Source organism: Streptomyces coelicoflavus (genome assembly GCF_003112555.1).
In the GTDB taxonomy this organism is placed as follows: domain Bacteria; phylum Actinomycetota; class Actinomycetes; order Streptomycetales; family Streptomycetaceae; genus Streptomyces; species Streptomyces coelicoflavus.
In genome coordinates this window covers 122476-148565 of sequence record NZ_BEWB01000005.1, presented here as the reverse complement: position 1 = coordinate 148565, position 26090 = coordinate 122476, and the positions used below count along the sequence as shown (strand labels likewise).

The window sequence follows — 26090 nt, the reverse complement described above, 5'->3', positions numbered from 1 at the left end:
CCGGGCGAAAAACGCAGCGATCCTGCGGGAACGCGCAGCCTTCCTCGCTTGTCGGGCTCGGGTGTCACTTCCTACCGTGGTGTCAACACCCCGTCACACACCGTGAAAAGCGGAGGTACCCCTCTGTGACCGAGTCCCGTGTGCCGCGCCGGCGGCGCTTCGTGGTCTGCGAACCCAGACACTTCGCCGTGCAGTACGCGATCAACCCGTGGATGAGCACCGGCCGACCGGTCGACGTCATCCGCGCCCTCGACCAGTGGCAGGCGCTGGTCGACACCTACCGTGCCCACGGACACACCGTGGACACCGTCGCGCCGGTCCCCGGTCTGCCCGACATGGTCTTCGCCGCGAACTGCGCGGTGGTGGTCGGGGGCCGGGTCTTCGGTTCCCTCTTCCACGCGCCCGAGCGGCGTCCCGAGTCCGTGCCCTTCGAGGCGTGGTTCAAGACGGAGGGCTTCGAGGTCCACCATCCCGAGTCGGTCTGCGAGGGCGAGGGCGACCTGGTTCCGGCCGGCCGCTGGATCCTGGCCGGCACCGGGTTCCGCACGACCCGGGACGCGCACCGCGAGGTGCAGGAGTTCTTCGGCGTGCCGGTGATCTCGCTGACCCTGGTGGACCCGTACTTCTACCACCTGGACACGGCGCTCTTCGTGCTCGACGACGGGACGGACGCGGAGGCTCCCGGCGCCGGCGGCGGGAACATCGCCTACTACCCCGGCGCCTTCTCGCCCGGCAGCCGCGAGGTGCTGGAGCGGCTGTACCCGGACGCGGTGCTCGCCACCCGCGAGGACGCGCTGGCGTTCGGGCTCAACTCCGTGTCCGACGGACGGCACGTGTACATCGCTCCGGCGGCCAGGGGGCTGGCCGAGCAACTCGACGGCCGCGGCTACGTGCCGGTCCCCGTCGACCTGTCCGAGTTCCACAAGGCCGGTGGCGGCATCAAGTGCTGCACCCAGGAGATCCGGGAGACCCGCTCATGACCGCACCCGCCCGCAGCACCCGCGGCTCCGACGAGCTGATCCGCGCCGAGGAGCCCGTCCTCGCGCACAACTACCACCCGCTGCCCGTCGTCGTGGCCCGCGCCGAGGGCGCCTGGGTGGAGGACGTGGAGGGCCGCCGCTATCTGGACATGCTGGCCGGCTACTCGGCGCTCAACTTCGGCCACCGCCACCCGGCGCTGGTCGAGGCCGCCCACCGGCAGCTGGACCGGCTCACCCTCACCTCGCGCGCCTTCCACAACGACCGGCTGGCGGGCTTCGCCGAACGGCTGGCCGCGCTGACCGGCACGGACATGGTGCTGCCGATGAACACCGGCGCGGAGGCGGTGGAGAGCGGCATCAAGGTGGCCCGCAAGTGGGCGTACGACGTCAAGGGCGTCCCGGCCGACCGGGCGACGATCGTGGTCGCCGCGGACAACTTCCACGGCCGTACGACGACGATCGTCAGCTTCTCCACCGACGAGACGGCCCGTGCCGGCTTCGGTCCCTTCACGCCGGGCTTCCGGATCGTGCCGTACAACGACCTGGCGGCGATGGAGGCGGCGGTCGACGAGACGACCGCGGCCGTGCTGATCGAGCCGATCCAGGGCGAGGCGGGCGTCCTCATCCCGGACGACGGCTATCTGGCCGGGGTGCGGGAGCTGACCCGGCGCAAGGGCTGTCTGTTCGTCGCGGACGAGATCCAGTCCGGTCTCGGACGCACCGGGCACACCCTGGCCGTCGAGCACGAGTCGGTGGTGCCGGACGTGGTGCTGCTCGGCAAGGCCCTGGGCGGCGGCATCGTCCCGGTGTCGGCGGTGGTGGGCCGCCGGGACGTGCTGGGTGTGCTGCATCCGGGCGAGCACGGTTCGACGTTCGGCGGCAATCCGCTGGCCGCCGCGGTGGGCACGGCGGTGGTGGAGCTGCTGGAGACGGGCGAGTACCAGCGCCGGGCGGCCGAACTGGGCGCGGTGCTGCGCGAGGGGCTGGCCGCCCTGGTCGGCAGGGGCGTCGTCGGCTTCCGGGCACGGGGGCTGTGGGCGGGCGTCGACGTGGACCCGGCGCTGGGCACCGGTCGCGAGGTCAGTGAGCGGCTGATGCGCGAGGGCATCCTCGTCAAGGACACCCACGGCTCCACGATCCGGCTGGCACCGCCGCTGACCGTCACCGCGGAGGAGCTGTCGGGCGCTCTGGGGACGCTGGAGAAGGTCCTCACCTCCTGACCCGCCCCCAGGGGTTCACCGAGCGGCTCGGCGGTCCTCGTCGAGCCGCTCCACGTGCGCGACGTTGTCCCGGTCCTCGGCGTCCGTACTCGGGCCGCCCGCGAACCAGGCGTCGAGGATCTCGCGCAGCACCGGAGCGGACGTCAGCCGCAGGCCGATGGCGAGCACGTTGGCGTCGTTCCAGCGGCGGGCCCCGTCGGCGGTGTACGCGTCGGCGCACAGGGCGGCGCGGACGCCCGGCACCTTGTTGGCGGCGATGGACGCGCCGGTGCCGGTCCAGCAGCACACGACGGCCTGGTCGGCCCGTCCCTCGGCGACCTCGCGCGCCGCCCGCTCGGAACAGGCGGCCCACCGCGGGTCCGCCCCGGGGTTCAGTGCGCCGTACGCGCGCACCTCGTGACCGCGTGCGCGCAGTTCCTCGACGAGGAGCCGGGCCACGGGTTCGTCCATGTCGGAGGAGACGGAGATACGCATGTGCGAAGCGTACTCACCGGCCGCTCACCTCATCGGCCCAATCACATGACCGAAGTCACGACCATACCCAGCATGATCGGGGGAACGGGTACGAGCTGAGAGACGTACGACCGAGCAGCGCTCCGTCCGGAGTGTCTGCGCGTGGAAAGGGAGGCCGCCACGTCCCCCACCGAGAACGGACCGGAGACCGACGCCGCGGCGGTGCGCCGCCACCCCGCCCTCTTCCGGGCGATCAAGCGCCGGCAGAACCCCCGACTGCGCCGGTCGGACATCACCGTCACGGACGAGGCCGCGGTCAAGCGAGCCGTCAAGGCTGCCTCCCTCGGCAACGCCATGGAGTGGTTCGACTTCGGCATCTACGCCTATCTGGCGGGCACGATCGGCCGGGTGTTCTTCCCGTCCGGGAGCGACACCGCGCAGTTGCTCTCCTCGTTCGCCACGTTCGCCGTGGCGTTCCTGGTGCGGCCGATCGGCGGCATGGTCTTCGGCCCGATGGGCGACAAGATCGGCCGCAAGAAGGTGCTGGCGCTGACCATGATCCTCATGGCGATCGGCACGGCCGCCATCGGGTTCATCCCCAGCTACGACTCCATCGGCTTCTGGTCGCCGCTGCTGCTGATCCTGTTCCGCCTGCTCCAGGGCTTCTCCACCGGCGGCGAGTACGGCGGCGCGTCCACCTTCATCGCCGAGTACGCGCCGGACAAGCGGCGCGGTTTCTTCGGCAGCTTCCTGGAGCTGGGAACGCTGGCCGGGTACACCGCCGCCGCCAGCCTGGTCACCGCCCTGACCGCCGTCCTGGGCAGCGACGGCATGGACTCCTGGGGCTGGCGCATCCCGTTCCTGGCCGCGCTTCCGCTCGGCATGATCGGTATCTACCTGCGGCTGCGGCTCGACGACACGCCCGCGTACCTGAAGCTGGAGGACTCCAACGTCCACGTCTCGGAGGCCGCGACGGCGGTGGAGACCACCGCACGGGGCGACCTCGCCAAGATCTTCCGCACCCACTGGCGGGCGCTGGTGCTGTGCATCGCGCTGGTCGGCGCGTACAACATCACCGACTACATGCTGCTGTCGTACATGCCGACGTATCTCTCGGACGAGCTGGACTACAGCGAGAGCCACGGCCTGATGATCCTGGTGGCGACGATGGTGCTGCTGATGCTGATCATCAACCAGGTCGGCCGGCTGTCCGACCGCTTCGGGCGCAAGCCCGTCCTGATGACCGGCATGATCGGGTTCTTCGTGCTGTCCGCACCGGCCTTCGTGCTGGTGCAGGAGGGCAGTCTGCTCGCCGTCTCGGGCGGCATGCTGATGCTCGGCCTGTCGCTGGTCTGTCTGCTGGGCACGATGTCGGCGGCGCTCCCGGCGATGTTCCCGACCAACGTGCGGTACGGGTCCCTGTCGGTCGGCTACAACCTGTCGGCTTCGCTGTTCGGCGGGACCACGCCGCTGGTGATCACGGCGCTGATCAGTGTGACGGGCTCCGACATGATGCCCGCCTACTACTCGATGGCGGCGGCCCTGATCGGTGTGATCGCCGTGGCCTGCATGAAGGAGACGGCCCAGAAGCCGCTGGCGGGCTCCCCGCCGTCGGTGCAGACCGAGGAGGAGGCGGCGGAGATGGTGGAGGCGCAGGCCCCGACGCCGAAGTTCTGACACCGCGGTCACGGGCACACGCCGGGGCGGTGGGGTTCGGTGCGAACCCCACCGCCCGTCGGCGTGTCAGGCGTTTCTCAGCGGTGTGTCACAGGCGCTGCCACAGGGCGGGGACGTTCGGCGGCTCCCAGCCGGGGTAGGCGGTGTGGCCCTGGATGCACCGGTAGCCGACGCCGTCGTAGGTCACCACGTCCCCGGCCGCGTAGGTGGCTCCCAGCCGCCAGGTGGTCTCACCGCCGCCGTCGCCGGAGACGGTGAGGGTGTAGGTGGTGGTGTGGGTGACGGTGCCCGTGCCCGTGAGGGTCAGGGTGTAGGTGCCGCCGGCCGTACCCGCGGCGACCTGGACGGTGGCGGTCGAGGACTGCCCGGAGGTGACCGAGTCCGGGGTGAAGTCCACGCTCACGCCGGTCGGCGCGCCGGACGCCGACAGCCGCACGTTCTGCGCGTCGCCGCTGGTCGTGGCGGTGTTCACGGTGACCGTCGCGGAGCTGCCCGGGTCGACCGTGCCCGAGGACGGGTTGGCGGAGATCGAGAAGTCGTCCTGCGGGTCGGGTGCGTCCCCGACGGCGGTCTTCCAGATCGTGTAGGCGATGCCGTCGGCGCTGCGGTTCAGCGCGGTGGCGTTGATGTTGGACGTGGTGTCGCACGCGGAGTGGTAGCAGGGGTCGTAGGAACGGCCCGCGGTGCCGCCCCACTTGGCGGCCTCCGTGGACGACTTGACGGCGGAGGCGCCGGTGGCGTAGCCGGAGGTGGGAATGCCGACCTGCTGGAACGAGTAGTCGTCGGAGCGGCCCTGGCCCTCGACGTTCTCCTGCGGGGCGAGGCCGAGGGAGGTCCAGTACTCGCGCATCGGGGCGGAGGCCGCGGAGGTCAGGTTGTTGATGAAGTAGCCGCCGTTGACGGAGGCGACCATGTCGAAGTTGTAGTACGCCTTGATCCGCGAGCGCTCGGTCGAGCCGAGCGTGCGGGCGTAGAAGTCGGAGCCGTTCAGGCCCTGCTCCTCGTCGGTCCACCAGGCGAAGCGGACGCGGTTCTTCATGGTCGGGTTCTGCTCGGCCAGGGTGAGCGCCGTCTCGAGGAGCGCGGCGGAGCCGGAGCCGTTGTCGTTGATGCCGGGGCCGGCCGCGACGCCGTCGAGGTGGGCGCCGAACATGTAGACGCTGTTCGCGTCCCCCTTGGGCCATTCGGCGATCAGGTTGTTGCCCGCGCCGGCGGAGCAGCCGGAGGTGCAGGTCTGCTCGGTGACGGTGTAACCGGCCGCCTGGAGCCTGCCCTTCACGTAGGCGAGGGAGGCGTCGTAGCCGGAGCCGGTGGAGCGGCGGTTGCCGCCGTTCTGTGCGGCGATGGAGCCGAACTGCGCCAGGTGGGCCTGCACCTGTGCGACGTCGACGTCGGGCGGCGTGCCGGGGTTGTTCCCGCCGCCGACGGTGAGGGTGTACTGGGCGGTGTGGTTCTTGCTGCCCGCCGTGCCCCTGACCGTGAGCGAGTAGGTTCCGGCGGCGGTGCCCGAGGTGGTGGAGACGCGCATCGTCGAGTTGGAGCCGGAGGTGACCGTCGAGGGGCTGAAGGTGACGCTCACGCCGGGCGGGGTGCCGGTGGCCGTCAGGGACACCTGCTGGGCGCTGCCGGTGACGGTGGAGGTGTTGACCGTGGCGTTGACCGCGGAGCCGGCCTCGACGTCGCCGCTCGCCGGGCTGAGGGCCAGCGAGAAGTCGGTCTCCTGCCGGGTGCAGGTCGGATCGCCGCTCTGCGCCGGGATGTCGATCGCGTTCCAGGCCGCCTTCGTGGCGTCGAACAGGTCGCAGGAGGCGTCCAGTTCCTTCGCCGCGGTGAGGGTGGCGGAGCGGTACCGCTTGTAGGTCATGCCGCTGGTCTTGAGCAGCATCCCGCCGTAGAAGATCTTGCCGGCGTTCTGGATGCCGATGCCGGTGACCTGGCTGCCGTCGCAGGTCGGGCTGGAGGGCTTGCCGCCGCCGGGGTCGGAGCCCTCGGCCAGCAGGTAGAACCAGTGGTTCATGGGCCCGGCGGCCGCGTGTTCCTCGGTCCTCGGGATGGCGGAGGAGTAGCAGTTGGGGTCGTTGTTGACCAGCTGCGGGTTGTACATGTTGCGGATCGGGCCGCGGCCCTGGAGGTTGATCTCCTCGCCGACGGTGTAGTCGGGGGTGTCGTACCCGGAGGGCTGGTCGGCGTAGGCCTCGGTCAGGGCGCCCATGATGTCGCCGGTGGCCTCGCCCAGGCCGCTCTCGTGGTTGGCGCCGCCGGGGGTGTAGCTGTCCAGGCCGTGGCCGTACTCGTGGCCGACCACGTCCATGCCGGCGATCCACTTGCCCGCGCTGTTGTGGCCGATCGTGACCCGGGAGCCGTCCCAGTAGGCGTTGAGCTGGTTGAGCCCGACGGAGGTGGGCCAGCTGCCGCCGTTTCCGTTGTGGCCGTTGCGGCCGAGCCAGTCGCGGAGCATGTCCCACTCCTTCTGCGCCGCGTACATGACGTCGACGCAGCCGGTCTCACGGCTGGAGGCGTTGCCGGTGCCCCAGTCGTCGTCCGGTCCGGTGAACAGGCCGCCGTTGTAGTCCGAGCACTGCAGGCCGGGGCGGGTGGTGTCGCGCAGGGCGTACTGGCTGCCGGAGCGGGACGTGTCGATGGTCAGCGGGTCGGGGCCGTTCCACTCGCTGTGGCCGGTGCCTGCCTTCACGTCGTCGTACTTGTCGACGACCTTGCCGGTGCGGGCGTCCACGAACACGTGCAGCTTGCTGGGCACGTGGTCCTTGGTGGTGCCGACGAGCACGGTCTCCCAGGCGAGGGTCTGGACGTCGTCCTTGACCCGGACCACCAGCCGCTTGGAGTCGACCTTGTCGACCTCGGCGAGCTGCTTGCGGCTGGTCCTCACCGCCTGCTCGGCCTCGATCGCGGCCTCGGTGGGCACGGCTATCGCGGCCTCGGTGGCGGACCGGACGGCGCGGACCCCGCCCTTGCCGTCGGCGAGGACGACGGCGTCGCCGCCGACCACCGGCAGGCCGTGGTAGGTGCGCTCGTAGGCGACGGAGAAGAGGTTCTTGTCCCAGGGGGTGACCTGGTGGCGGTCGTACTGCTCGTCGGGGCCGCCGGCGACGAGGGCGTCCAGGCCGCTGCGGACGGCCCGGTCGGCCGCGGCCACGGCTCTTTCGACGGGGGTGGGTTCCGCCGCGGAGGGCGCGGACCGCTCCGACGCCGAGGCGAGGGAGGCCGGTACCACCACCCCTGCGAGTGTCATGGCCAGGACTGTCCCGGCCACCGCGGTCTGTCTGAGCATCGTGGCTCCTTGTGAGAGTGGGGGCTCCTTGCGGGCCGGCCCGGGCCAGGACATGCCGGACGCGCAGCCTGGGGTGCGGAGACGCGTCCATCGGGTGTGCGAGTGTCATTTGCATGTCATGTCGCGGGCTGGCGGAACCCTCACACCCCGTCGCACCGGAATCAACGACTCCGCGAGCTTGGTCCAGACCTGTCAAAATCCGGCAAGTACGGGTGCGCCCGGGGACGCCCCCGCCCACGGCGCAACCGGGGCCCCTCGCCTCACTCCCCCGCGTCCAGCAGCCGCTCCCGGTACTCCCGGACCTCCGGCAGGTCGGCCCACTCCCCGCTGAGCCGGCTGTGCAGGCCGCGCAGTTCGGCGGTGACCATCGACTCGCGTGAGCGCACGGCCTCCGGCAGGACCTCCGAGGCGACGGCGACTGCGGCGCCGGGGTCTCCGGCACACGCCCAGCTGTCCGCCAGGCGCAGGGTGAGCAGCAGCCGGGCGCCCCGCATCTGGGGCGGCACCTGGGCGCGCGAGCGTGCCGTGGCGTCGACCGCGCGCCGGGCCGCCGTACGGTCCCCGGTCGCCACGGCGAGGTCGCGCAGCGCTCCGCCGATCGCCGAGTCGACCCGCATCGCGCCCTCGGCCCCGGCCATCCACGGCGCCTCCAGGAGGTCCCGCCGGTCGAGGCGGGCGAATCCCCGCCGGGCCAGGGTGATGTGACGGCGGCACTCCGCGGCGTCGCCCGCCAGGGCATGGCCCCGCGCCAGATAGAGGTCCGACAGGGTGGCCGTCCAACGGCGCCGCCCGTCCACCGCGCCGATGCCCCGGGCGTACCCGAGCATCAGCGAGGGGTCGCCGTCGAGGCGGACCAGGGTGCACATGTCGCTGAGCAGGGTGGCGCGGGCCGGCACGTCGTGGACGGCGTCCGCCCAGCGCAGTCCGTGGCCGAACCACGCCATCGCCACGCCGATCTGCCCCCGCTCCATCCGCAGCCGCCCGGCGACCTGCGCGTACTGCGCGCCGAGCCGCAACTGCCCGTACGGCAGCCGTCCGGCGGAGTTGACCTCGCCGGCCCAGCGGGCCAGGGCGCGCAGCAGTCCCTCGACGGCCGTCACCCGGCCCTCGTGTCCGAACGCCTCGCGGATCAGACAGGCCAGGACGGCGGTGAGGCCGTGCAGCAGCTCCGCGTCGCCGACCGCCTCCCCGGCGCCGGTGCCCCACACCGGTGCCGGGCCGCCGGCCGGCCCCGGCCCGCCGAGCAGCGCCGGTAACTCACCCGGCTCGGGCACCGCGCACCCGGCGGCGCCGTGCAGCGGGCACACCAGGCCCTCGGCGGGCAGCCGCGCGGGCCACATCCGGGGGTCCGGGGCGCCCTGCCCGCCGGGGACGTCCGCGCCGGGCAGCGGCGCGAACAGCGCCGGGTCGGCCGGGAACCGGCCCGTCCGCCGGGGCACCTCGCGCGGCTCGGCGAGGATCGCGGCCAGCTCGCCGTCCGTCTCCAGCACCGCGTCGAGCCGGCGCACCAGCCCCACGGGCGGCTCGCGCAGACCCGCCTCGAGCTTGCTCACGGCCGAGTGGTGGTAGCCCACCCGCAGGCCGAGTTGCAGCTGGGTGAGCCCGGCCGCCCTGCGCAGGGAGCGCAACCGCCGCCCGAACTCCGCCCACGGAGCCCCGGCCGCCGCCCCGGCCGATCCACCGGTCATCCGCCCTCCCCCGGTCGCGCCCCCGCCGCGGGCCGTGTGCCGGCCTGGCTTCGCGCATCGCGCCACCGGACAGCACAGAGGACGGGGCAGGCCGCGTCAATCGAGTTGACCGAAGAGCGGCCGAACCGGTCCCGGCCGGTTCCGGCACGGCCGGGCTACGATCGATCACCGGTCGCGGACAAGCGGACGACCGGTCGGGAGCCCGGAGAACTGGAGACACACCGTGTTCTACTACGTGCTCAAGTACGTCCTGCTGGGCCCGCTGCTGAGGGTGGCCTTCCGCCCCAGGATCGAGGGCCTGGACCATGTGCCGGGTTCGGGGGCGGCCATCGTCGCGGGCAATCACCTCTCGTTCTCGGACCATTTCCTCATGCCCGCGGTGCTCAGACGCCGCATCACCTTCCTCGCCAAGGCCGAGTACTTCACCGGGCCGGGCCTCAAGGGCAGGCTGACCGCGTTCTTCTTCCGCAGCGCCGGGCAGATCCCCGTCGACCGCTCCGGCAAGGAGGCGGGGCGGGCCGCGATCCGCGAGGGACTCGGCGTGCTGGACAGGGGCGAGTTGCTCGGCATCTATCCGGAGGGCACCCGCTCGCACGACGGCCGGCTGTACAAGGGCAAGGTCGGCGTCGCGGTGATGGCGCTCAGGGCCGGGGTGCCCGTCGTGCCCTGCGCCATGATCGGCACCTTCGAGGCGCAGCCGCCGGGCCGGAAGATCCCGAAGCTGCATCCGGTGGTGATCCGCTTCGGCGAGCCCCTCGACTTCTCCCGCTACGCGGGCATGGAGGGCGAGAAGGCCGTGCTGCGCGCGGTCACCGACGAGATCGTCTACGCGATCCTCTCGCTGTCCGGTCAGGAGTACGTGGACCGGTACGCGGCGGACGTGAAGGCCGAGGAGGCCCGGAAGGCGGCCGAGAGCCGGAGGTTCCCCCGGCTGCCGCGCCGCTAGGTCCTGGCGTCACATTCCCGTCGTCCGCCCGAAGGCGGTCCCGGCGGCGTCAGGCCGGGGCTTTCGGGGTTCCCTCGTCTGCCGTCGGCAGAGGGGCGTGGCCGCGGGGCGGCGATGCGCCTACGGTCGCCGTATGACACATGCGGTGGTGCTCGGGGCGACGGGACAGATCGGACGGGCGGCGGTGGCGGCGCTGGCCCGGGACGGCTGGGCGGTGACGGCCGTCTCGCGGGGCGGCGACCGGGACGCGCGGTGGCCCGGTGACGTGCGGGTCGTGCGGGCCGACCGGGAGGACGACGGGGCGCTGTCCGAGGCGGTCGGCGAGGGCTGCGACGTCCTGGTGGACATGGTGGCCTACGGGGAGCGCCACGCACGGCAGTTGGTCTCGCTCGCCGGACGGGTCGGCTCGGCGGTGGTGATCTCCAGCGTGTCGGTCTACGAGGACGACAAGGGCCGCACCTTCGACACCCAGGGCGAGCCCGGCGGCTTCCCCGAGTACCCGGTGCCGATCACCGAGGCGCAGCGCACGATCCGCCCGGGCGACGCCTCGTACAGCACCGGCAAGGCGGCGCTGGAGCGGGAACTCCTCGCGGCGGGCGACCGGTTGCCGGCGACGCTGCTGCGGGCGGGCGCGATCCACGGCCCGTACTGCCGGACGCCGCGGGAGCTGTACTTCGTCAAGCGCAACCTCGACGGACGGCGCCGGCGCGTGCTCGCGTACGGCGGTGCGAGCCGCTTCCACCCGGCGAGCGTGCGCAACATCGCCGAGCTGATCCGGCTGGCCGCCCCGCGGCCGGGCACGCGCGTGCTGAACACGGTGGACCCGGACGCCCCGACGGTGGCGGAGATCGCGGCGGCGATCGACGCGGTGATGGGCGTCGAGACCGAGGACGTGCTGATGGACGGCCCGCCGGTGGACGGCGTGGGCGACGCCGTGGACCACTCCCGCGCCGGTGGTGTGCGACATGAGCGCGGCGGAGGACCAGTTGGGCTACCGCCCGGTGGCCCGCTACGCCGACACCCTGCCCGAGACGGTCGCCTTCCTCGAGGAGCGGCTGGCGGGACGGGACTGGCGCGAGGCGTACCCGAAGATGGCCACGGCGTACGGCGACCTCTTCGACTACGCGGCGGAGGACGCCTGGTTCGAGCGGCGGTAGCGGCACGGGAGGGCACGAGAGGGAGGGGGCGACCGGCACGGCCGGTCGCCCCCTCCTTTCCGTCTCCGTCCGCCGGGCTACGGCTTGGGCGTGGCGTGCGGCGCGCAGGTCACGTCACGGGCGTCCAGCTTGCCGGTGAGCAGGTAGGCGTCCACCCGGTCGTTGATGCACGGGTTGACCAGTCCCGTCACGCCGTGCGAGCCGGCGTCCCGCTCGGTGATGAGCCGGGATCCCTTGAACCGCTGGTGCAGTTCGACGGCACCGGCGTACGGGGTGGCCGCGTCGCGCTCGGACTGGACGATCAGGACGGGCGGAAGTCCCTTGCCGGTCTTGACGTTCAGCGGGGTCTGCTGCTTGACCGGCCAGGTGGCGCACGGCAGGTTCATCCAGGCGTTGGCCCAGGTCATGAACGGGTGGTCGCGGTGGAGCCGGGTGTTGTCCCGGTCCCAGGTGTTCCAGTCGGTGGGCCACTTGGCGTCGGTGCACTCGACGGCCGTGTAGACGGCGTTGCCGTTCTCCGCGGAGGCGTTGCCCGCGGTGTCGGACAGGTCGGGTGCGGCGGCGTCGACGAGGGCCTGGGTGTCACCGGCGACGTACTTGCTGAAGGTCTCGGCGATCGGCGCCCAGGCGGAGTCGTAGTAGGGGGCGCTCTGGAAGAAGGAGATCAGCTCGGCCGGTCCGACGACGCCGCCCAGCGGCTCCTTCGCGGCGGTGGCGCGCAGTTTCAGCCACTGGTCCTGGACCTCGGCGCGGGTGTCGCCGAGGTGGTAGGTGGCGTCGTTCGCGGCGACCCAGTCCTGCCAGTCCTTCCAGCGGCCCTCGAAGGCGACGTCCTGGTCCAGGTTGGCCTGGTACCAGATCTTGTCGCGGGAGGGGTTGACGACGCTGTCGACGACCATGCGGCGGACGTGGTCCGGGAAGAGCGTGCCGTAGACGGCTCCGAGGTAGGTGCCGTAGGAGACGCCGAGGTAGTTGAGCTTCTTCTCGCCGAGGGCGGCGCGGATGACGTCGAGGTCGCGCGCGGTGTTCGGCGTGGTCATGTGCGGGAGCATGTCGCCGCTGCGCTCGAAGCAGCCCTCGGCGTACTCGCGGGCGAGCTTGCGCTGGGCGAGCTTGTCCGCCTCGGACCCGGGCACGGGGTCGGCCTTGGGCGCCTTGACGAACTCCTGCGGGTCGACGCAGGAGATGGGCGCGGAGTGGCCGACGCCGCGCGGGTCGAAGCCGACGAAGTCGTAGGCCTTGGCCGCGTTCGCCCACACCGCGCTCTTGCTCGTGACGCGGGCCGGGAAGCGCAGGCCGGAGCCGCCGGGGCCGCCGGGGTTGTAGATCAGGGCGCCCTGGCGCTCGCTCTTGCCGCCGGTGTTGCCGATGCGGTCGACGGCGAGCTTGATCTGCTTGCCGAACGGCTTGGCGTAGTCCAGCGGCACCGTGACGTAGCCGCACTGGATGGGCTTCGGCAGGTTCCAGCCGGCGTCGCAGTCCTCCCAGTCGACGCCCGCCCGGGCGGCGCGGGCGGCGGCGATGGTGGCACCGCGCGCCTCCCGGTCCCAGCCGCGCGCGTGGCCGTCGGCCGGGGCGGCGCTCGCCGCGGGCGCCGAGACGACTCCGGCTATCAGCGTGGCGGTGACCAGCGCTCCGGCCGAGCCGAACCCGGCCGCCCTCCGCCGCATGCTGCTCTTCCTCAAGAGGCCCTCCCCGTACGTGTTCGCGACAAGTACGGGGATCCTCGCGGCTGTGGGTTCCCTGGGAACAGAGTTGGTGTTACTTCTTTGCCAATCCGATAAACGGATCGGCGCGTTCGATCGACGGACCCTCCGGCACGCACCTCAGTCCAGCGAGGCCAGCGCCCCGTCCAGCAGGCGCCGCAGCCGCAGCCCGTCCGCCGCGACGGCGGTCACCAGCGCGACGGGCCCGGTGAGCGGCATGACGGCCGCACCCTCCTCGAAGACCCGCGGCTCCGGTGGTTCACCGGCGAACTCCGGCCGTACGACGACCAGCTGGCCGACCGCGCGGTGTCCGGCCAGTCCGGCCGGTCCGTCCCAGCCGCCCGGCGCGCCGGGCCCGCAGGCCAGCTCCTGGTCGAGGACGCACCGTCCGGCGGTCCGTACGCTCAGACGGCTGGTGAGGCTGCCGGGTTCCTCCCCGGCCCGCCCGAGCACCTGCTCCTCGCGCAGCAGCAGCCGGGCACCGGCGGCGAGGTCGACGGACGTGGTGACCCGCAGGTCACTGCCGCCGGCCGAGATCAGCTGCTCCGGCAGCCAGCACAGTTCGGCGTCGTCGTCGACGGTGAGCCGGACGTCGTAGCGGGCCCCGGTCCTGTCCTGGCCGGGCAGGGCGAGTGTGGCGGCGGCCGAGCCGACCCGCAGGCGGGCACCGCTCGCCGCGTGGACCTCCACGGTGAAGTGGTCGCCACCGAGCGGCCCGCTCATCGCGCCGACCAGCATCACCCGGGCCTCGGCTCCGCTCCCCCGGGTCCGGCGCACGGCGAGGGGGCCCTCGCCCTCCAGCACCGGCAGGACGGTGCCGCCGCGCCCGTCGCCGCGGGCGAGCACACGGGCACTCGCCCGGACACCGCCCGGGACGGCGGTCACGCGGTCCACGCGGCGATCCGCTCCCGCACCCACCCGGCGACCTCCCGTACCCCGTCCTCGCTCCACAACGACTGGAGCACGACGGGCAGTTCACCGCGCACCGACTTGGCGTCGGCGGCCATCCGCGCCAGGTCGGAGCCGACGTACGGCGCGAGGTCGGTCTTGTTGACGATCAGCAGGTCGGCGGTGGCCACACCGGGCCCGCCCTTGCGCGGGATGTCGTCGCCGCCCGCCACGTCGATCACGAACACCTGCGCGTCGACGAGGCCCCTGGAGAACGTGGCGGTGAGATTGTCCCCACCGGACTCCACCAGGACCAGGTCGAGCGGCCCGACCTCGTCCTCCAGGTCCTCCACGGCCTCCAGGTTGGCGGAGATGTCGTCCCGGATCGCGGTGTGCGGGCAGGCACCGGTCTCCACGGCGGTGATCCGCTCGGGCGGCAGCACCGCCTCCCGGAGCAGGAACTCGGCGTCCTCCCGGGTGTAGATGTCGTTGGTCACCACGGCGAGGGACAACTCCTCCCGGAGCGCCCGGCACAGGGCGGCCACGGTGGCGGTCTTCCCGGACCCGACGGGGCCGCCGAGCCCGATCCGCAGTGCCCGCCGCGTCCCGTCGGGCCGACGCGCGTCGGCGGAGACGGCGGCGGGGGATTCGAGGTGATGGTCAAGATGCATGAGCAGTTCCTGTCAAAGTCGGGATCGGCCATATCAGCCCGTCCGGCGTTTGAGGACGAGGCCGTTCAGGCCGAATGGGGGTCCAGGGGGCAAAGCCCCCTGGCGGGGCAGAAGGGGCAGTGCCCCTGGGGTCGGGAAGGGCAGGGGCGGCGGGGGCGAACCCACCTACGAGGCGAACAACCGCACAGGCCAGGCGGCATGCGCCTCCGCCCCGATCTCCAGCAGCGGCGCGGACCGCGCGGGCAGCACGCCGACCCCGTCGGTCACGACGCGCTCGGCTGTCCCGACGGCCTCCCGGGCCGCCCGGTCCACCTCGTCGGCGAGCCGCGCCAGCACCCCCGTCGCGTCGAACGGATCGAGACCGAGCAGCCGCACCACGGCCGTCGCTGGTCCGCTCACGCCTTCGTAGAGCGAGCAGTACGCCGCGTCCGGCGCGCCGAGACCGGCCGCCCGTGCGGCCAGCCCGAGTACGACGGGCTGATGGGCCCCCTTGGGGAACCGGGAGGCCAGGGCGTCGAGTTCGGAGCTCGGCCAGGTCGCGCGGGCGGCCCGCGTCAGCTGCCGCCCCAGTCTGCGCGCCGCCACCCGCAGCGCGGGCGACGGGGTGCGGGCGTCGGCGGCCCGGTCGAGTTCCCCGGGGTCGACCCCGAGGGCGGCGGCCGCCGCGACGCACGCCGCGACGACCCCGCTCGTGTGCAGCCGCCCCCGGCAGAATGCCTCCAGGCTCGCGGCGTCGGTGATGCGTCCCGCCCGGACGGCGGCCTCCGCCCCGCCGGAGTGGGCGTGCCCTCCGGCGGGGAAGCGGCCGTCCGCGAGGACGAGCAGTGCGGCTCGGCTCATTCCGGCGCTCAGAAGAGGAAGTACCGCTGGGCCAGCGGCAGCTCGGCGACGGGGGCGGGCTCGACGAGTTCACCGTCGATGGTCACCGCGAAGGAGTCCGCGGCGACCTCCACCCGGGGCAGCGCGTCGTTCTGCCGCATGTCCGCCTTGGTCCGGCCGCGCGTGGACCGGATGGGCACGAACGCCCGCCCGAGCCCGAGCCGCTCCGCCAGCCCGTCCTCGACGGCCTGCTCGGAGACGAAGTTGACCGAGTTGGTGGCGGGAGCGCGCCCCAGCGCCCCGTACATCGGGCGCGGCAGGACCGGCTGCGGCGTCGGGATGGAGGCGTTCGCGTCGCCCACCTGCGCGTACGCGATCTGGCCGCCCTTGATGACGAGGTGCGGCTTCACGCCGAAAAAGCGGGGGTCCCAGAGCACCAGGTCGGCGAGCTTGCCGGTCTCGACGGAGCCCACCTCGTGCTCGATGCCCTGGGCGACGGCGGGGTTGATCGTGTACTTGGCGACATAGCGACGGGCACGGAGGTTGTCCGCGCGGGTGTCGCCGGGCAGGAAGCCGCGCCGTCGCTTCATCACGTGCGCCGTCTGCCAGGTCCGCAGAACGACCTCGCCGATACGGCCCATGGCCTGGGCGTCCGACGACATGATGGAGATCGCCCCCATGTCGTGCAGGATGTCCTCGGCCGCGATGGTGCTGGGCCGGATCCGGGACTCGGCGAAGGCGAGGTCCTCGGGGACGGCCGGGTTCAGGTGGTGGCAGACCATCAGCATGTCGAGGTGTTCCTCGACCGTGTTGACGGTGTGCGGCCGGGTCGGGTTGGTGGACGCCGGCAGCATGTTGGGCAGCGAAACCGCCGTGATCATGTCAGGCGCATGGCCGCCGCCGGCGCCCTCGACGTGGAAGGCGTGCAGGGTGCGCCCCGCGACCGCGTCGAAGGTGTCGCCGACGAAGCCGGCCTCGTTCAGCGTGTCGGAGTGGATGGCGAGCTGGACGCCGGACTCCTCGCACACGTCCAGGCAGGCGGAGATGACGGCGGGGGTCGCGCCCCAGTCCTCGTGGATCTTGAAGCCGAGGACGCCGGCGCGCAGCTGGTCGCGCATGGACTCCTTCGACATGGTGCTGCCCTTGCCGAGGAAGCCGATGTTGACGGGGCTCGACTCCAGGGCGGCGAACATCCACGCCAGGTGCCAGGAGCCGGGCGTGACGGTGGTCGCCTTGCTGCCCTCGGCCGGGCCCGTGCCGCCGCCGATGAGGGTGGTGATGCCGGACGCCAGGGCCTCGTCGACGGCGCTCGGCGCGATGAAGTGGACGTGGGTGTCGATGCCGCCCGCAGTGACGATCTTGCCGTTGCCCGCGACGACCTCGGTCTCGGGGCCGATGACCAGGTCGGGGTGGACGCCGTCCATGGTGTCCGGGTTGCCGGCCTTGCCGATGCCGGTGATCCGGCCGTCGCGGACGCCGATGTCGGCCTTGACGATCCCCCAGTGGTCGATGATCACGGCTCCCGTGATCACGGTGTCGGGGGCGCCCTCGGCGCGGGTCGTACGCGCCTGCCCCATGGACTCGCGCAGTACCTTGCCGCCGCCGAAGACGGCTTCGTCGCCGGAGCGGCCGGGGCCGCCCGAGCGGTCCTCCTCGATCTCCACGAGGAGGTCGGTGTCGGCGAGGCGGATGCGGTCGCCGGTGGTCGGGCCGAACAGGTCGGCGTAGGCGGGACGGGACAGTTCAGGCATCGAGGGCACCTCCGGTCGCGCCGCGCAGCCCCACGACGACACGGGCGCCCGCGAGCGGGATCAGCCGTACGTCGACGGGGATGCCGGGCTCGAACCGGACGGCGGTGCCGGCGGCGATGTCCAGCCGCCTGCCGTGCGCCGCGGCGCGGTCGAACTCGAGACCGGGGTTGACCTCGGCGAAGTGGTAGTGGGAGCCGACCTGGACGGGCCGGTCGGCGGTGTTGAGCACGGTCAGGCGGGTGACCTCGCGGCCTTCGTTGAAGGCGACCGGCTCGTCGGCGAACAGAATCTCTCCGGGAATCAAGACCGCCGCCCCGTCAGATGATCGGATCGTGGACGGTGACCAGCTTGGTGCCGTCGGGAAAGGTGGCTTCGACCTGCACGTCGTGGATCATCTCGGGGACGCCCTCCATGACCTCGTCGCGCTGGATCAGCCTGCGTCCGGTGGACATGAGTTCGCCGACGCTGCGCCCGTCCCGGGCACCTTCGAGGATGTGCGCGGTGATCAGCGCGACGACCTCGGGATGGTTGAGCTTGACGCCTCGTGCGCGGCGCTTCTCCGCCACGTCCGCGGCCACATGGATGAGCAGTCTCTCCTGCTCGTGCGGGGTCAGTTGCATTTACCACCTCACAGGGCATCACGCCAGGACCCGACGGTCCGGCTGCCGCGGCCACCGCGACGGCTCTAGATGTAACACACATGAATGGGCCGGTATGCACCCACCGGTGCCGGAGAAACCGCAGGTGGATCGGGGTGCAGAGTAGGGCTACAGTGTGACGGCCACGTCACCCGGTTTTGACCGATTGATTACCGGTGCCGTTGGCGATGTCCCGCATGCCCGTTCTACGACGGGTCCGTCCCGCGATGCTCCGCGGCGATGCCGAAGCGGTGGCGCTCGCGGGGCACCGAGGCGGCGGCCGGGTCGTGGACCGTGGCGACCGAGGTGACCACCGGGGCGTCCGAGGACTCCTGGACCTCTTCCAGACGCTCGAGGTCGGCGGCGGAGACGAGGGCGACGAGAGGCTTGCCGTGCCGCGTCACGACGACGCGCTCACCGCCGTACACCACCCGGTTGATCAGGTCGGCGAGCTCAGCCCTGGCTTGCGTCACCGGAATCTCGTAGGCCATGACCCCAGCTTACGGTTTCGCCCGAATCCGCCTCCGGAAAGCGTACGTCCTGTACATTTTTTACGGAGACAGCGCAGCAGAAGACGGCTCTGCCACGAGGAGGGGTTCACCATGACCCGACCGTCCGCCCGCCATGTCCTGCCCGAGTTCACCGAGCGCACGAGCGCCGGGGCCCGGACGACGGATCCCTACTCCGAGCTGCTCCGGGAGCGGATCGTCTTCCTCGGGACACCGGTCGACGAGACCTCCGCGAACGACGTGACGGCGCAGTTCATGTACCTGGAGCACCAGGCGCCGGACCGGGACATCGAGTTGTACGTCAACTCGCCCGGGGGCTCCTTCACCGCGATGACGGCGATCTACGACACGATGCGCTACGTCGCCTGCGACGTGGCGACGACCTGCCTCGGGCAGGCCGGTTCGTCCGCCGCGGTGCTGCTGGCGGCGGGCACCCCGGGCAAGCGCGCCGTACTGCCGGGCGCCCGGGTGGTGCTCCGCCAGCCGGCGCTGACCGAACCGGTGGAGGGGCAGGCGAGCGACCTGGCCGTCCACGCCGGCGAACTCGTCCGCGTCCGCGCCCGCCTGGAGGAGATCCTCGTACGCCACACGGGCCGCAGCCCCGGGCAAGTGCACGAGGACATCGAGCGGGACACCGTCCTGGACGCCCAACAGGCGCTGGAGTACGGCCTGGTGGACCGGATCGTGGCGGACCGCAGGGCGTCGTCCGCCTCCTCCCCGGCGCCCGGCACGAGGTGAGCGGGCCGGTGCTGCCACCCGAGTTGCCCCCGCTGCCCGCCCTGACCCGTGCCGAGGCGGAGGTCATCGACCGCTATCTGGACGTCGTCGACCTGCTGGGCCGGATCAACCCCGGGCGGGACGGCGACACCTACCGCGGGCTGAGGGCCGCCCAGGCGCTGGTCGGCAAGGCGACGGCGCTGCGGGACGCGCTGGCTCTGATGCACCGCCGCGGCGAGACGGAGGTGCACGCCACCACCCTGGCCCGGGCGCTGCGGGTACTGGACGGCGAGCGGCGCACGGCGCGGGTCGGTCTGCCACCGGGTTCCGCGAGTTGAGGGAGCCCGAGTCGAAACGGACCAAAAGGCGTACCCCCTTTCGGCGTAGGAACACGTCCGATTCTCAACCGGCCGAAGTTGCGGCACCCGTGGCCGCGGTAGGCGCGATGCCGCACTCCACCGCTGGTCCCGGGGCCGCCGCCGCACTCGACGGCATCCCGGAGTCCGACGCGTCAACCCGAACGGATGAGCGGCGCGTAACAACACAAAGGGCACGTTCCATTGGGAATTCCCCTTGGGGCGGGACAAGATCCGTGACTGACGACAAGCCCCCGCCGCAGCGGCGGGGCGGTCCGGGCGGACGCCGAGTCCTGCCGCCGTCCGGACGACCGGTCGCGAGGGAAGTGGATCGGCAGGAGTGGAGGACCCGAGCACGACGGGTCGCCGGCACGGCCGTCTGAGCAAGAGGCGCCGGGCCGAGCGGTCCTTGGGGTGAAGCCGCACTCGTGCGGCCGGGCAACTTCGCCAGCCCGAATCCGACAGGTCATCCTTCACAGGCGGCTGACGAAGGGTTGCGCATGTCCGCGCTCAATCGTGTCCCGTCCCTGATGGCTCGTGCCGGTACGGCCTCGGTCCTCACCCTCGCCGCCGTGGGCGGCTCCGTCGTGGTCCCCGGTGCCGCCGCCGAGGCGGCCGCGGCGGGCCATGCGACGAAAGCCCTCAAGATCGCGGCCTCGAAGAAGGGCTCCCCGTACCGGTGGGGCGCCACCGGCCCCCACCGGTTCGACTGTTCCGGCCTGACGCTGTACTCGTTCAAGAAGGCCGGCAAGAAACTGCCGCGCACGGCGGCCCAGCAGTACAACAAGACGCGTCACGTCTCCGCCAAGAACCGCAAGGCCGGAGACCTCGTGTTCTTCCACTCCGGTCGCAGCGTCTACCACGTCGGCATCTACGCCGGCAAGGGCAGGCTCTGGCACGCCCCGAAGACCGGGGACGTGGTCCGCCTCCAGAAGATCTGGACGTCAAGCGTCTGGTACGGCCGGGTCAAGTAGCCCGCCCGCGGGGGTGGCGGCGGGCTGTCCCGCCGTCGCCCCCGCGGGTGCGCCCGGCCCGCGCGGGGGCGTCCAGGGCAGTTCGATCGAGACGGTCTTGCCGCCCTCGCGCGTGGGCCGGACCCTCAGCTTGCCGCCGCACTCGGCGGTGAGCCATCGGATGATCACCATGCCCCGCCCGTTGTCCTGCTGTACGGCCGCGGGCAGGCGCTTGGGGAACCGCGGATGGCTGTCGGTGACACCGATGCGCAGCCGCTCGTCGCGGTCGAGGACGAGGTCCACCGTGAAGGTGGGCGACTGCCCCAGGGTGTGCTGGACCGCGTTGGTCGCGAGTTCGGAGACGATGAGCCGGACGGTCCCGGACAGGTCGGTGTCGGCCGGCAGCCCCCATTCCGCCAGGGTGCCGACCACATAGGTCCGCGCGGCGGCCACCGAGGCGGGATCGCTCGGCAGAGTGACGGATGCTTCCAGATGGTCTGCCATGGCGACGTCGTCCCTTTCTCACGGGACCGCAGGCCCGACACGGAGCGGATCGTTCGAGTACGGTCCCGGACTGGTGCTTCGCCGCCAGACTGCCATCACCAGGCCCAGGAAGGGCGGCGATCCACCAAGATATGCATATATCTGTCGCTCGAAGCGGTGAACTCTGCGACGGCAGAGCGTATTTGGGCGACTCATAAGGAGTAAGGGAGTTGTCCCATGCAGCACGGTCCCGTGGTGCGCCGCCGGAAGCTGGGCGCGGAACTGCGCGCCCTGCGCACCTCGGCGGGCATCACCAGCGGCGAGGCGGCCCGGCTCGTGGGCTGGCACCAGTCGAAGGTCAGCCGGATCGAGACCGGGACGAGCGGGACGAAACCGGCCGACGTGCGGTTACTGCTGGACGTCTACGGCGTGCACGACGAGCAGTTGCGGGGGCTCCTGGTGACGCTGGCGCGCCAGGACGGGACGGGCGGCCGCAACGACTGGTGGCACGCCTACCGCGGGGTGCTGCCCCCGACCTACCGCGACTTCATCAGCCTGGAGTCGCAGGCCAGCGCGATGCGCACGCTGGAGACCACCGTGGTCCCCGGTCTGCTCCAGACGCCGGAGTACGCCCGCGCGGTGACGCGGGCCGCGGTGGACCAGCTGCCGGAGGGACGGCTGGACACGCTGGTGGAGGTGCGGCTGGCCCGGCAGGACGTGCTGCGGGCACAGCCGCCGCTGGCGCTGAGCGCGGTCCTGGACGAGGCGGTGCTGCGCCGGGAGGTGGGCGGCCCCGGCGTGATGGCCCGTCAACTGGCCCGGCTGGTCGAGGCCGCGCGACTCCCCCACGTCCGGCTCCAGGTGCTCCCGTTTGCCGCCGGGGCGCACATCGGTGTCACCGGCCCTTTCGTAATCTTCTCTTTTTCGAGCACTTCTGATCTCGACGTGGTTGTTCTCGACCACTTGACGAGTAGCCTGCACCTCGAACGGAAAGAAGACCTAGAGGCCTACACCGAGGCCTTCAACGCCCTTCTGATCCATGCCCTTTCGCCCGAGGACTCGTTGGACTTCATCGCCGCGACCGCGGCAGGCGCGTAAGGAGGCACCATGTCAGGCTCCATGTCCGAACTTCCCCGGAACATCCCTGTCAGCACGGATATGACCGGCGCCCGGTGGCTGCGCAGCAGCTACAGCACCGGCGCGAACAACTGCGTCGAGACGGCCCGTCCGCCGGCCGGCCCCTGGGCCGGGCTGCTCGCCGTGCGCGACTCCAAGAACCCGGCCGGCCCCGCCCTGCTCTTCTCCCCCGGGAGTTGGACGGCGTTCACCGCCGGCGTCCACCGCGGCTGACCACTCCGGACGCCGGACGACGCACGGCCGTGTCACGCCGACTCATGGCCGCGTTTCGCCGATCACCCGCACTGCGCGTTCGATCTGGTCCCCGGAGAGGTCCCCACGAGCGGTCAGCCTGAGCCGTGAGATCCCGTCGGGCACGGAGGGAGGGCGGAAACAGCCCACGGACAGGCCGGCCGCTCGGCAGTCGGCCGCCCATCGCACGGCCTCCTCCGGGGAGGGCGCACGCACCGAGACGACCGCGGCGTCCGGACGTACCGCGTCCAGACCCGCGGCGGTCAGGCGTGCGTGCAGTTCGGCGGCGACGGCGCGGGCCCGCGCCGCACGCTCCGGCTCGCGGCCGAGCAGCCTGAGCGCCGCCAGGGCCGCTCCCGCCGCGGCGGGAGCGAGTCCGGTGTCGAAGATGAACGTACGGGCCGCGTTGACCAGGTGGTCGACGACCCGGGCGGGCCCCAGCACGGCGCCGCCCTGGGCGCCGAGCGACTTGGACAGCGTGACGGTGACGACGACGTCGTCGCGGCCCGCGAGGCCCGCCCCCTGCGGGGCGCCCCGGCCGCCGTCCCCGAGGACGCCGAGCCCGTGGGCGTCGTCGACGACCAGCCCGGCCCCGTGTTCCCGGCACGCCCCGGCGAGCGCGGTCAGGGGCGCGGCGTCGCCGTCGACCGAGAAGACCGTGTCGGAGACGGCCACGGCGGGTCCGTCGTGCGTCGCCAGTGCCTTGCGCACGGCGTCCGGGTCGGCGTGCCCCACGACCTGGGTGGTGCCGCGGGCGAGCCGGCAGCCGTCGATCAGCGAGGCGTGGTTGCCCGCGTCGGAGACGACGAGACTTCCGTGCGGGGCCAGCGCGGTGACCGCGGCGAGGTTGGCCGCGTAGCCGGAGGAGAGGACGAGCGCCGCCTCGAACCCGCAGAACTCGGCCAGTTCGCGCTCGAGTTCGGTGTGCAGTGCGGTCGTGCCGGTCACGAGCCGTGAGCCGGTCGCGCCGCCGCCCCAGGTCCGCGCGGCCCGGACCGCCCCCTCGACGACCTCCGGGTGCCGGGCGAGTCCCAGGTAGTCGTTGCTCGCCAGGTCCAGCAGCGGCGACACCGCCGGACGCGGGCGCAGAACCCGTACGAGTCCGGCCTCGCGGCGCGCCCGGTCCTGCTCGTCGATCCAGCTGAACGCCATGGGGCGGCCCTCCGGGGTTTTGTAGGCAATGAACAGACATTAGCGGTCCGGCCACCCCCGCGAGGTGTGGCAATACCCACACGTCGATCTGTCAGTGTTGTGCGAAGTCTCCTTGGCCGCGGACGGCCCCGTACGACAGGATCGGCTCTCATGGACCTGCTGAACACGCTGGTGGACAAGGGGCTTCGGCGCGAGTCGCCGACCCGCGAGGAGGCGCTCGCCGTCCTCGCCACTTCCGACGACGACGTGCTCGATGTGGTGGCCGCGGCCGGCAAGGTGCGCCGTCACTGGTTCGGCCGACGGGTGAAACTCAACTACCTCGTCAACCTCAAGTCGGGCCTGTGCCCCGAGGACTGCTCCTACTGCTCGCAGCGGCTGGGCTCCAAGGCGGAGATCCTCAAGTACACCTGGCTCAAGCCCGACCAGGCCTCCGCGGCCGCCGCGGCGGGGGTGTCCGGGGGTGCCAAGCGGGTGTGCCTGGTGGCCAGCGGACGCGGTCCGACCGACCGGGACGTGGACCGGGTGTCGGACACCATCAAGGCCATCAAGGAGCAGAACGAGTCCGTCGAGGTGTGCGCCTGCCTGGGCCTGCTCTCCGACGGGCAGGCGGAGCGGCTGCGGGAGGCCGGGGCCGACGCCTACAACCACAACCTCAACACCTCCGAGTCGACGTACGGCGACATCACGACCACGCACACGTACGCCGACCGGGTGGACACGGTGAACAAGGCGCACGCGGCCGGCCTGTCCGCCTGCTCGGGTCTCATCGCGGGCATGGGTGAGAGCGACGAGGACCTGGTCGACGTGGTCTTCTCGCTGCGCGAGCTGGACCCGGACTCGGTGCCGGTCAACTTCCTGATCCCGATGGAGGGCACGCCGCTGGCCAAGGAGTGGCACCTCACCCCGCAGCGGTGCCTGCGCATCCTGGCGATGACGCGGTTCGTCTGCCCGGACGTCGAGGTGCGCATCGCCGGCGGGCGCGAGGTGCACCTGCGCACGATGCAGCCGCTCGCCCTGCACCTGGCCAACTCGATCTTCCTCGGCGACTACCTCACCAGCGAGGGCCAGGCGGGCCACACGGACCTGGAGATGATCGCGGACGCCGGTTTCGAGGTGGAGGGCGCCGGCGAGGTCACGCTGCCGGAGCACCGCGCCGCCGTGCGGGGTGGCGGCTGCGGCTCGCACGAGGGCGGGGCCGGCTGCGGCTCGCACGAGGGCGGGGGCGGCTGCGGCTCCCACGAGGGCGCGGACGGCGACGCGGGCTGCGGGTCGCACGCCGGTGGTGGAGTGTGCGCCCCTGCACCGGCGGCACGCGCCGAGGAGCCCCGCACGGACCTGGTGGCGGTGCGCCGCCGCGGCGCCGGTACGGACCTCGCGCCCAATGCCTGAGCCCGCGCTGAACGTCGCCGAGTTGCTGGCCCTCGACCGGCGGCACGTCTGGCACCCCTACGGGCCCATGCCCGGCCGGCAGGACCCGCTCGTCGTGGAGTCGGCGAGCGGGGTGCGGCTGCGGCCCGCCGACGGCTCCGGCGAACTGGTCGACGGGATGTCGTCCTGGTGGTCGGCGATCCACGGCTACAACCACCCGGTGCTGAACGAGGCGGCACGCGAGCAGTTGGAGCGGATGAGCCACGTCATGTTCGGCGGGCTCACCCACGAGCCCGCCGTGCGGCTGGCGAAGCTCCTTGTCGACATGTCACCCGAAGGGCTGGAGCACGTGTTCCTCGCCGACTCCGGGTCGGTGTCGGTCGAGGTCGCCGTGAAGATGTGCCTCCAGTACTGGCGTTCGCTCGGCCGCCCCGGCAAGCGGCGCCTGCTCACCTGGCGCGGCGGCTACCACGGCGACACCTGGCAGCCCATGTCGGTGTGCGACCCGGAGGGCGGCATGCACGAGCTCTGGTCCGGCGTCCTGCCGCGCCAGGTCTTCGCGGACGCGCCCCCGGCGGAGTACGAGGAGACGTACGCCGACCACCTGCGGTCGATGGTCGAGCGGCACGCCGACGAACTGGCCGCGGTGATCGTGGAGCCGGTGGTGCAGGGCGCGGGCGGGATGCGCTTCCACTCCCCCGCGTACCTGCGGGTGCTGCGCGAGGCGTGCGACGCGCACGGCGTGCTGCTGGTGTTCGACGAGATCGCCACCGGGTTCGGGCGCACGGGCGCGTTGTTCGCGGCGGAGCACGCGGCGGTGACGCCGGACGTGATGTGTGTGGGCAAGGCGCTGACCGGCGGCTACCTCACGATGGCGGCCACCCTGTGCACGTCGCGGGTGGCCGAGGGCATCTCGCGCGGCGAGGTGCCGGTGCTGGCCCACGGTCCGACGTTCATGGGCAATCCGCTGGCCGCCGCGGTGGCGTGCGCGTCGATCGGGCTGCTGCTCGGGCAGGACTGGCTCGGGGAGGTCAAGCGGATCGAGGCGGGCCTGGGCGCGGGGCTCGCGCCCGCCGCCGAGTTGCCGGGGGTCCGGGACGTACGCGTACTCGGCGCGATCGGAGTGGTGCAGCTCGACCACGACGTCGACATGCGGGCGGCGACCCGGGCGGCGGTGCGCGAGGGTGTGTGGCTGCGTCCGTTCCGCGACCTGGTCTACACCATGCCGCCGTACGTCACGGGCGACGCGGACGTGGCACGGATCGCCCGCGCGGTGTGCGCGGCGGCACGGGAGGGATGAG

General features: G+C 72.3%; 24 protein-coding genes and 1 pseudogene. 12 read left to right on the top strand and 13 right to left on the bottom strand.

The features are described from left to right. Nucleotides 1-125: 125 nt before the first annotated feature. Complete coding sequence (ddaH, locus tag Sco07f_RS12495) at nt 126-980, top strand: dimethylargininase (protein ID WP_007388179.1); 855 nt, start codon at nt 126-128, stop codon at nt 978-980. After that, nucleotides 977-2200 carry an ornithine--oxo-acid transaminase gene (gene rocD / locus Sco07f_RS12490; RefSeq protein ID WP_007388180.1) on the top strand — a complete coding sequence of 408 codons (1224 nt, stop codon included), beginning with the start codon at nt 977-979 and terminating at the stop codon, nt 2198-2200. The genes ddaH and rocD overlap by 4 nt, the downstream gene beginning before the upstream one ends. Before the next feature lie 15 nt (nt 2201-2215). Here the strand turns inward: rocD and Sco07f_RS12485 are convergent, their stop codons facing one another. Then, nucleotides 2216-2674, bottom strand: a complete 459-nt coding sequence (locus Sco07f_RS12485) for an RpiB/LacA/LacB family sugar-phosphate isomerase (RefSeq protein WP_007388155.1) — start codon at nt 2672-2674, stop codon at nt 2216-2218. Nucleotides 2675-2815: 141 nt separating this feature from the next. Between Sco07f_RS12485 and proP the strand changes: the two genes are divergently transcribed. Continuing rightward, nucleotides 2816-4330, top strand: a complete 1515-nt coding sequence (gene proP / locus Sco07f_RS12480; protein WP_108987879.1) for a glycine betaine/L-proline transporter ProP — start codon at nt 2816-2818, stop codon at nt 4328-4330. 88 nt (nt 4331-4418) lie between these two features. On the opposite strand, the gene Sco07f_RS12475 is transcribed toward proP, so the two are convergent. Then, a complete protein-coding gene (locus Sco07f_RS12475) occupies nt 4419-7619 on the bottom strand; it encodes a M20/M25/M40 family metallo-hydrolase (RefSeq protein ID WP_108987878.1) in 3201 nt (1066 codons plus the stop codon). 260 nt (nt 7620-7879) lie between these two features. Then, nucleotides 7880-9307 (bottom strand): helix-turn-helix domain-containing protein, encoded by a 1428-nt coding sequence (locus tag Sco07f_RS12470; protein WP_054102739.1) that lies wholly within the window; start codon nt 9305-9307, stop codon nt 7880-7882. A 223-nt stretch (nt 9308-9530) separates the two neighbouring features. On the opposite strand from Sco07f_RS12470, the gene Sco07f_RS12465 reads away from it, so the two are divergent. Then, entirely contained in the window at nt 9531-10253 is a 723-nt protein-coding gene (locus tag Sco07f_RS12465) for a lysophospholipid acyltransferase family protein (RefSeq protein ID WP_007447075.1), read from the top strand. A 145-nt stretch (nt 10254-10398) separates the two neighbouring features. After that, nucleotides 10399-11410, top strand: a pseudogene (locus Sco07f_RS12460) (NAD-dependent epimerase/dehydratase family protein). 77 nt (nt 11411-11487) lie between these two features. On the opposite strand, the gene Sco07f_RS12455 reads toward Sco07f_RS12460, so the two are convergent. The 8 genes from Sco07f_RS12455 to Sco07f_RS12420 all read right to left on the bottom strand — a co-directional run bounded on the left by Sco07f_RS12455 (nt 11488) and on the right by Sco07f_RS12420 (nt 18374). Beyond that, nucleotides 11488-13095 (bottom strand): alpha/beta hydrolase, encoded by a 1608-nt coding sequence (locus tag Sco07f_RS12455; RefSeq protein WP_054102737.1) that lies wholly within the window; start codon nt 13093-13095, stop codon nt 11488-11490. A gap of 141 nt (nt 13096-13236) precedes the next feature. Continuing rightward, on the bottom strand, nt 13237-14001 hold the full coding sequence (locus Sco07f_RS12450; RefSeq protein ID WP_042824296.1) for an urease accessory protein UreD: 765 nt from the start codon (nt 13999-14001) through the stop codon (nt 13237-13239). Beyond that, nucleotides 13998-14675, bottom strand: a complete 678-nt coding sequence (gene ureG, locus Sco07f_RS12445; protein ID WP_007442900.1) for an urease accessory protein UreG — start codon at nt 14673-14675, stop codon at nt 13998-14000. The genes Sco07f_RS12450 and ureG overlap by 4 nt, the downstream gene beginning before the upstream one ends. A 165-nt stretch (nt 14676-14840) precedes the next feature. Beyond that, nucleotides 14841-15515, bottom strand: coding sequence for an urease accessory protein UreF (locus tag Sco07f_RS12440; RefSeq protein WP_054102736.1), 675 nt, complete (start codon nt 15513-15515; stop codon nt 14841-14843). A gap of 8 nt (nt 15516-15523) precedes the next feature. Beyond that, complete coding sequence (locus Sco07f_RS12435; RefSeq protein WP_007447079.1) at nt 15524-17245, bottom strand: urease subunit alpha; 1722 nt, start codon at nt 17243-17245, stop codon at nt 15524-15526. After that, nucleotides 17238-17549, bottom strand: a complete 312-nt coding sequence (locus Sco07f_RS12430) for an urease subunit beta (RefSeq protein WP_007447081.1) — start codon at nt 17547-17549, stop codon at nt 17238-17240. The genes Sco07f_RS12435 and Sco07f_RS12430 overlap by 8 nt, the downstream gene beginning before the upstream one ends. A 13-nt stretch (nt 17550-17562) precedes the next feature. Then, nucleotides 17563-17865, bottom strand: a complete 303-nt coding sequence (locus Sco07f_RS12425) for an urease subunit gamma (RefSeq protein WP_108987877.1) — start codon at nt 17863-17865, stop codon at nt 17563-17565. A 224-nt stretch (nt 17866-18089) separates the two neighbouring features. Beyond that, nucleotides 18090-18374, bottom strand: a complete 285-nt coding sequence (locus Sco07f_RS12420; protein WP_108987876.1) for a type II toxin-antitoxin system Phd/YefM family antitoxin — start codon at nt 18372-18374, stop codon at nt 18090-18092. A 111-nt stretch (nt 18375-18485) separates the two neighbouring features. Between Sco07f_RS12420 and Sco07f_RS12415 the strand changes: the two genes are divergently transcribed. The 3 genes from Sco07f_RS12415 to Sco07f_RS12405 all read left to right on the top strand — a co-directional run bounded on the left by Sco07f_RS12415 (nt 18486) and on the right by Sco07f_RS12405 (nt 20439). Further along, nucleotides 18486-19130 (top strand): ATP-dependent Clp protease proteolytic subunit, encoded by a 645-nt coding sequence (locus Sco07f_RS12415; RefSeq protein ID WP_108987875.1) that lies wholly within the window; start codon nt 18486-18488, stop codon nt 19128-19130. Nucleotides 19131-19138: 8 nt separating this feature from the next. Beyond that, nucleotides 19139-19447 (top strand): hypothetical protein, encoded by a 309-nt coding sequence (locus Sco07f_RS12410; RefSeq protein ID WP_108987874.1) that lies wholly within the window; start codon nt 19139-19141, stop codon nt 19445-19447. A 518-nt stretch (nt 19448-19965) separates the two neighbouring features. After that, complete coding sequence (locus Sco07f_RS12405) at nt 19966-20439, top strand: C40 family peptidase (RefSeq protein ID WP_054102732.1); 474 nt, start codon at nt 19966-19968, stop codon at nt 20437-20439. On the opposite strand, the gene Sco07f_RS12400 is transcribed toward Sco07f_RS12405, so the two are convergent. Next, nucleotides 20410-20922, bottom strand: coding sequence for an ATP-binding protein (locus tag Sco07f_RS12400; RefSeq protein ID WP_108987873.1), 513 nt, complete (start codon nt 20920-20922; stop codon nt 20410-20412). The genes Sco07f_RS12405 and Sco07f_RS12400 overlap by 30 nt on opposite strands. A 216-nt stretch (nt 20923-21138) precedes the next feature. Here Sco07f_RS12400 and Sco07f_RS12395 point away from each other — a divergent pair, with 216 nt between their 5' ends. Together Sco07f_RS12395 and Sco07f_RS12390 are read left to right on the top strand one after the other, a co-directional pair. After that, on the top strand, nt 21139-21999 hold the full coding sequence (locus tag Sco07f_RS12395; RefSeq protein WP_007443145.1) for a helix-turn-helix domain-containing protein: 861 nt from the start codon (nt 21139-21141) through the stop codon (nt 21997-21999). A gap of 21 nt (nt 22000-22020) precedes the next feature. Beyond that, nucleotides 22021-22251 carry a DUF397 domain-containing protein gene (locus tag Sco07f_RS12390; RefSeq protein WP_087792096.1) on the top strand — a complete coding sequence of 77 codons (231 nt, stop codon included), beginning with the start codon at nt 22021-22023 and terminating at the stop codon, nt 22249-22251. Between the two features lie 42 nt (nt 22252-22293). On the opposite strand, the gene Sco07f_RS12385 is transcribed toward Sco07f_RS12390, so the two are convergent. Further along, nucleotides 22294-23421: an 8-amino-7-oxononanoate synthase gene (locus Sco07f_RS12385; protein WP_108987872.1), complete on the bottom strand. Its 1128-nt coding sequence runs from the start codon at nt 23419-23421 to the stop codon at nt 22294-22296. Between the two features lie 150 nt (nt 23422-23571). Here Sco07f_RS12385 and bioB point away from each other — a divergent pair, with 150 nt between their 5' ends. Continuing rightward, nucleotides 23572-24810: a biotin synthase BioB gene (bioB, locus tag Sco07f_RS12380; protein ID WP_108987871.1), complete on the top strand. Its 1239-nt coding sequence runs from the start codon at nt 23572-23574 to the stop codon at nt 24808-24810. After that, entirely contained in the window at nt 24803-26089 is a 1287-nt protein-coding gene (locus tag Sco07f_RS12375) for an adenosylmethionine--8-amino-7-oxononanoate transaminase (protein ID WP_007447135.1), read from the top strand. The genes bioB and Sco07f_RS12375 overlap by 8 nt, the downstream gene beginning before the upstream one ends. Nucleotide 26090 lies beyond the last annotated feature (1 nt).

What these genes read in the sequence shown, in the direction of transcription:
- rocD (WP_007388180.1), top strand. Translation starts at nt 977, where the DNA reads ATGACCGCACCCGCCCGCAGCACCCGCGGCTCCGACGAGCTGATCCGC.
- Sco07f_RS12485 (WP_007388155.1), bottom strand. Translation starts at nt 2,674, where the DNA reads ATGCGTATCTCCGTCTCCTCCGACATGGACGAACCCGTGGCCCGGCTC.
- Sco07f_RS12475 (WP_108987878.1), bottom strand. Translation starts at nt 7,619, where the DNA reads ATGCTCAGACAGACCGCGGTGGCCGGGACAGTCCTGGCCATGACACTC.
- Sco07f_RS12470 (WP_054102739.1), bottom strand. Translation starts at nt 9,307, where the DNA reads ATGACCGGTGGATCGGCCGGGGCGGCGGCCGGGGCTCCGTGGGCGGAG.
- ureG (WP_007442900.1), bottom strand. Translation starts at nt 14,675, where the DNA reads ATGCATCTTGACCATCACCTCGAATCCCCCGCCGCCGTCTCCGCCGAC.
- Sco07f_RS12440 (WP_054102736.1), bottom strand. Translation starts at nt 15,515, where the DNA reads ATGAGCCGAGCCGCACTGCTCGTCCTCGCGGACGGCCGCTTCCCCGCC.
- Sco07f_RS12435 (WP_007447079.1), bottom strand. Translation starts at nt 17,245, where the DNA reads ATGCCTGAACTGTCCCGTCCCGCCTACGCCGACCTGTTCGGCCCGACC.
- Sco07f_RS12425 (WP_108987877.1), bottom strand. Translation starts at nt 17,865, where the DNA reads ATGCAACTGACCCCGCACGAGCAGGAGAGACTGCTCATCCATGTGGCC.
- Sco07f_RS12420 (WP_108987876.1), bottom strand. Translation starts at nt 18,374, where the DNA reads ATGGCCTACGAGATTCCGGTGACGCAAGCCAGGGCTGAGCTCGCCGAC.
- Sco07f_RS12415 (WP_108987875.1), top strand. Translation starts at nt 18,486, where the DNA reads ATGACCCGACCGTCCGCCCGCCATGTCCTGCCCGAGTTCACCGAGCGC.
- Sco07f_RS12405 (WP_054102732.1), top strand. Translation starts at nt 19,966, where the DNA reads ATGTCCGCGCTCAATCGTGTCCCGTCCCTGATGGCTCGTGCCGGTACG.
- Sco07f_RS12400 (WP_108987873.1), bottom strand. Translation starts at nt 20,922, where the DNA reads ATGGCAGACCATCTGGAAGCATCCGTCACTCTGCCGAGCGATCCCGCC.
- Sco07f_RS12395 (WP_007443145.1), top strand. Translation starts at nt 21,139, where the DNA reads ATGCAGCACGGTCCCGTGGTGCGCCGCCGGAAGCTGGGCGCGGAACTG.
- Sco07f_RS12390 (WP_087792096.1), top strand. Translation starts at nt 22,021, where the DNA reads ATGTCCGAACTTCCCCGGAACATCCCTGTCAGCACGGATATGACCGGC.
- Sco07f_RS12385 (WP_108987872.1), bottom strand. Translation starts at nt 23,421, where the DNA reads ATGGCGTTCAGCTGGATCGACGAGCAGGACCGGGCGCGCCGCGAGGCC.
- bioB (WP_108987871.1), top strand. Translation starts at nt 23,572, where the DNA reads ATGGACCTGCTGAACACGCTGGTGGACAAGGGGCTTCGGCGCGAGTCG.
- Sco07f_RS12375 (WP_007447135.1), top strand. Translation starts at nt 24,803, where the DNA reads ATGCCTGAGCCCGCGCTGAACGTCGCCGAGTTGCTGGCCCTCGACCGG.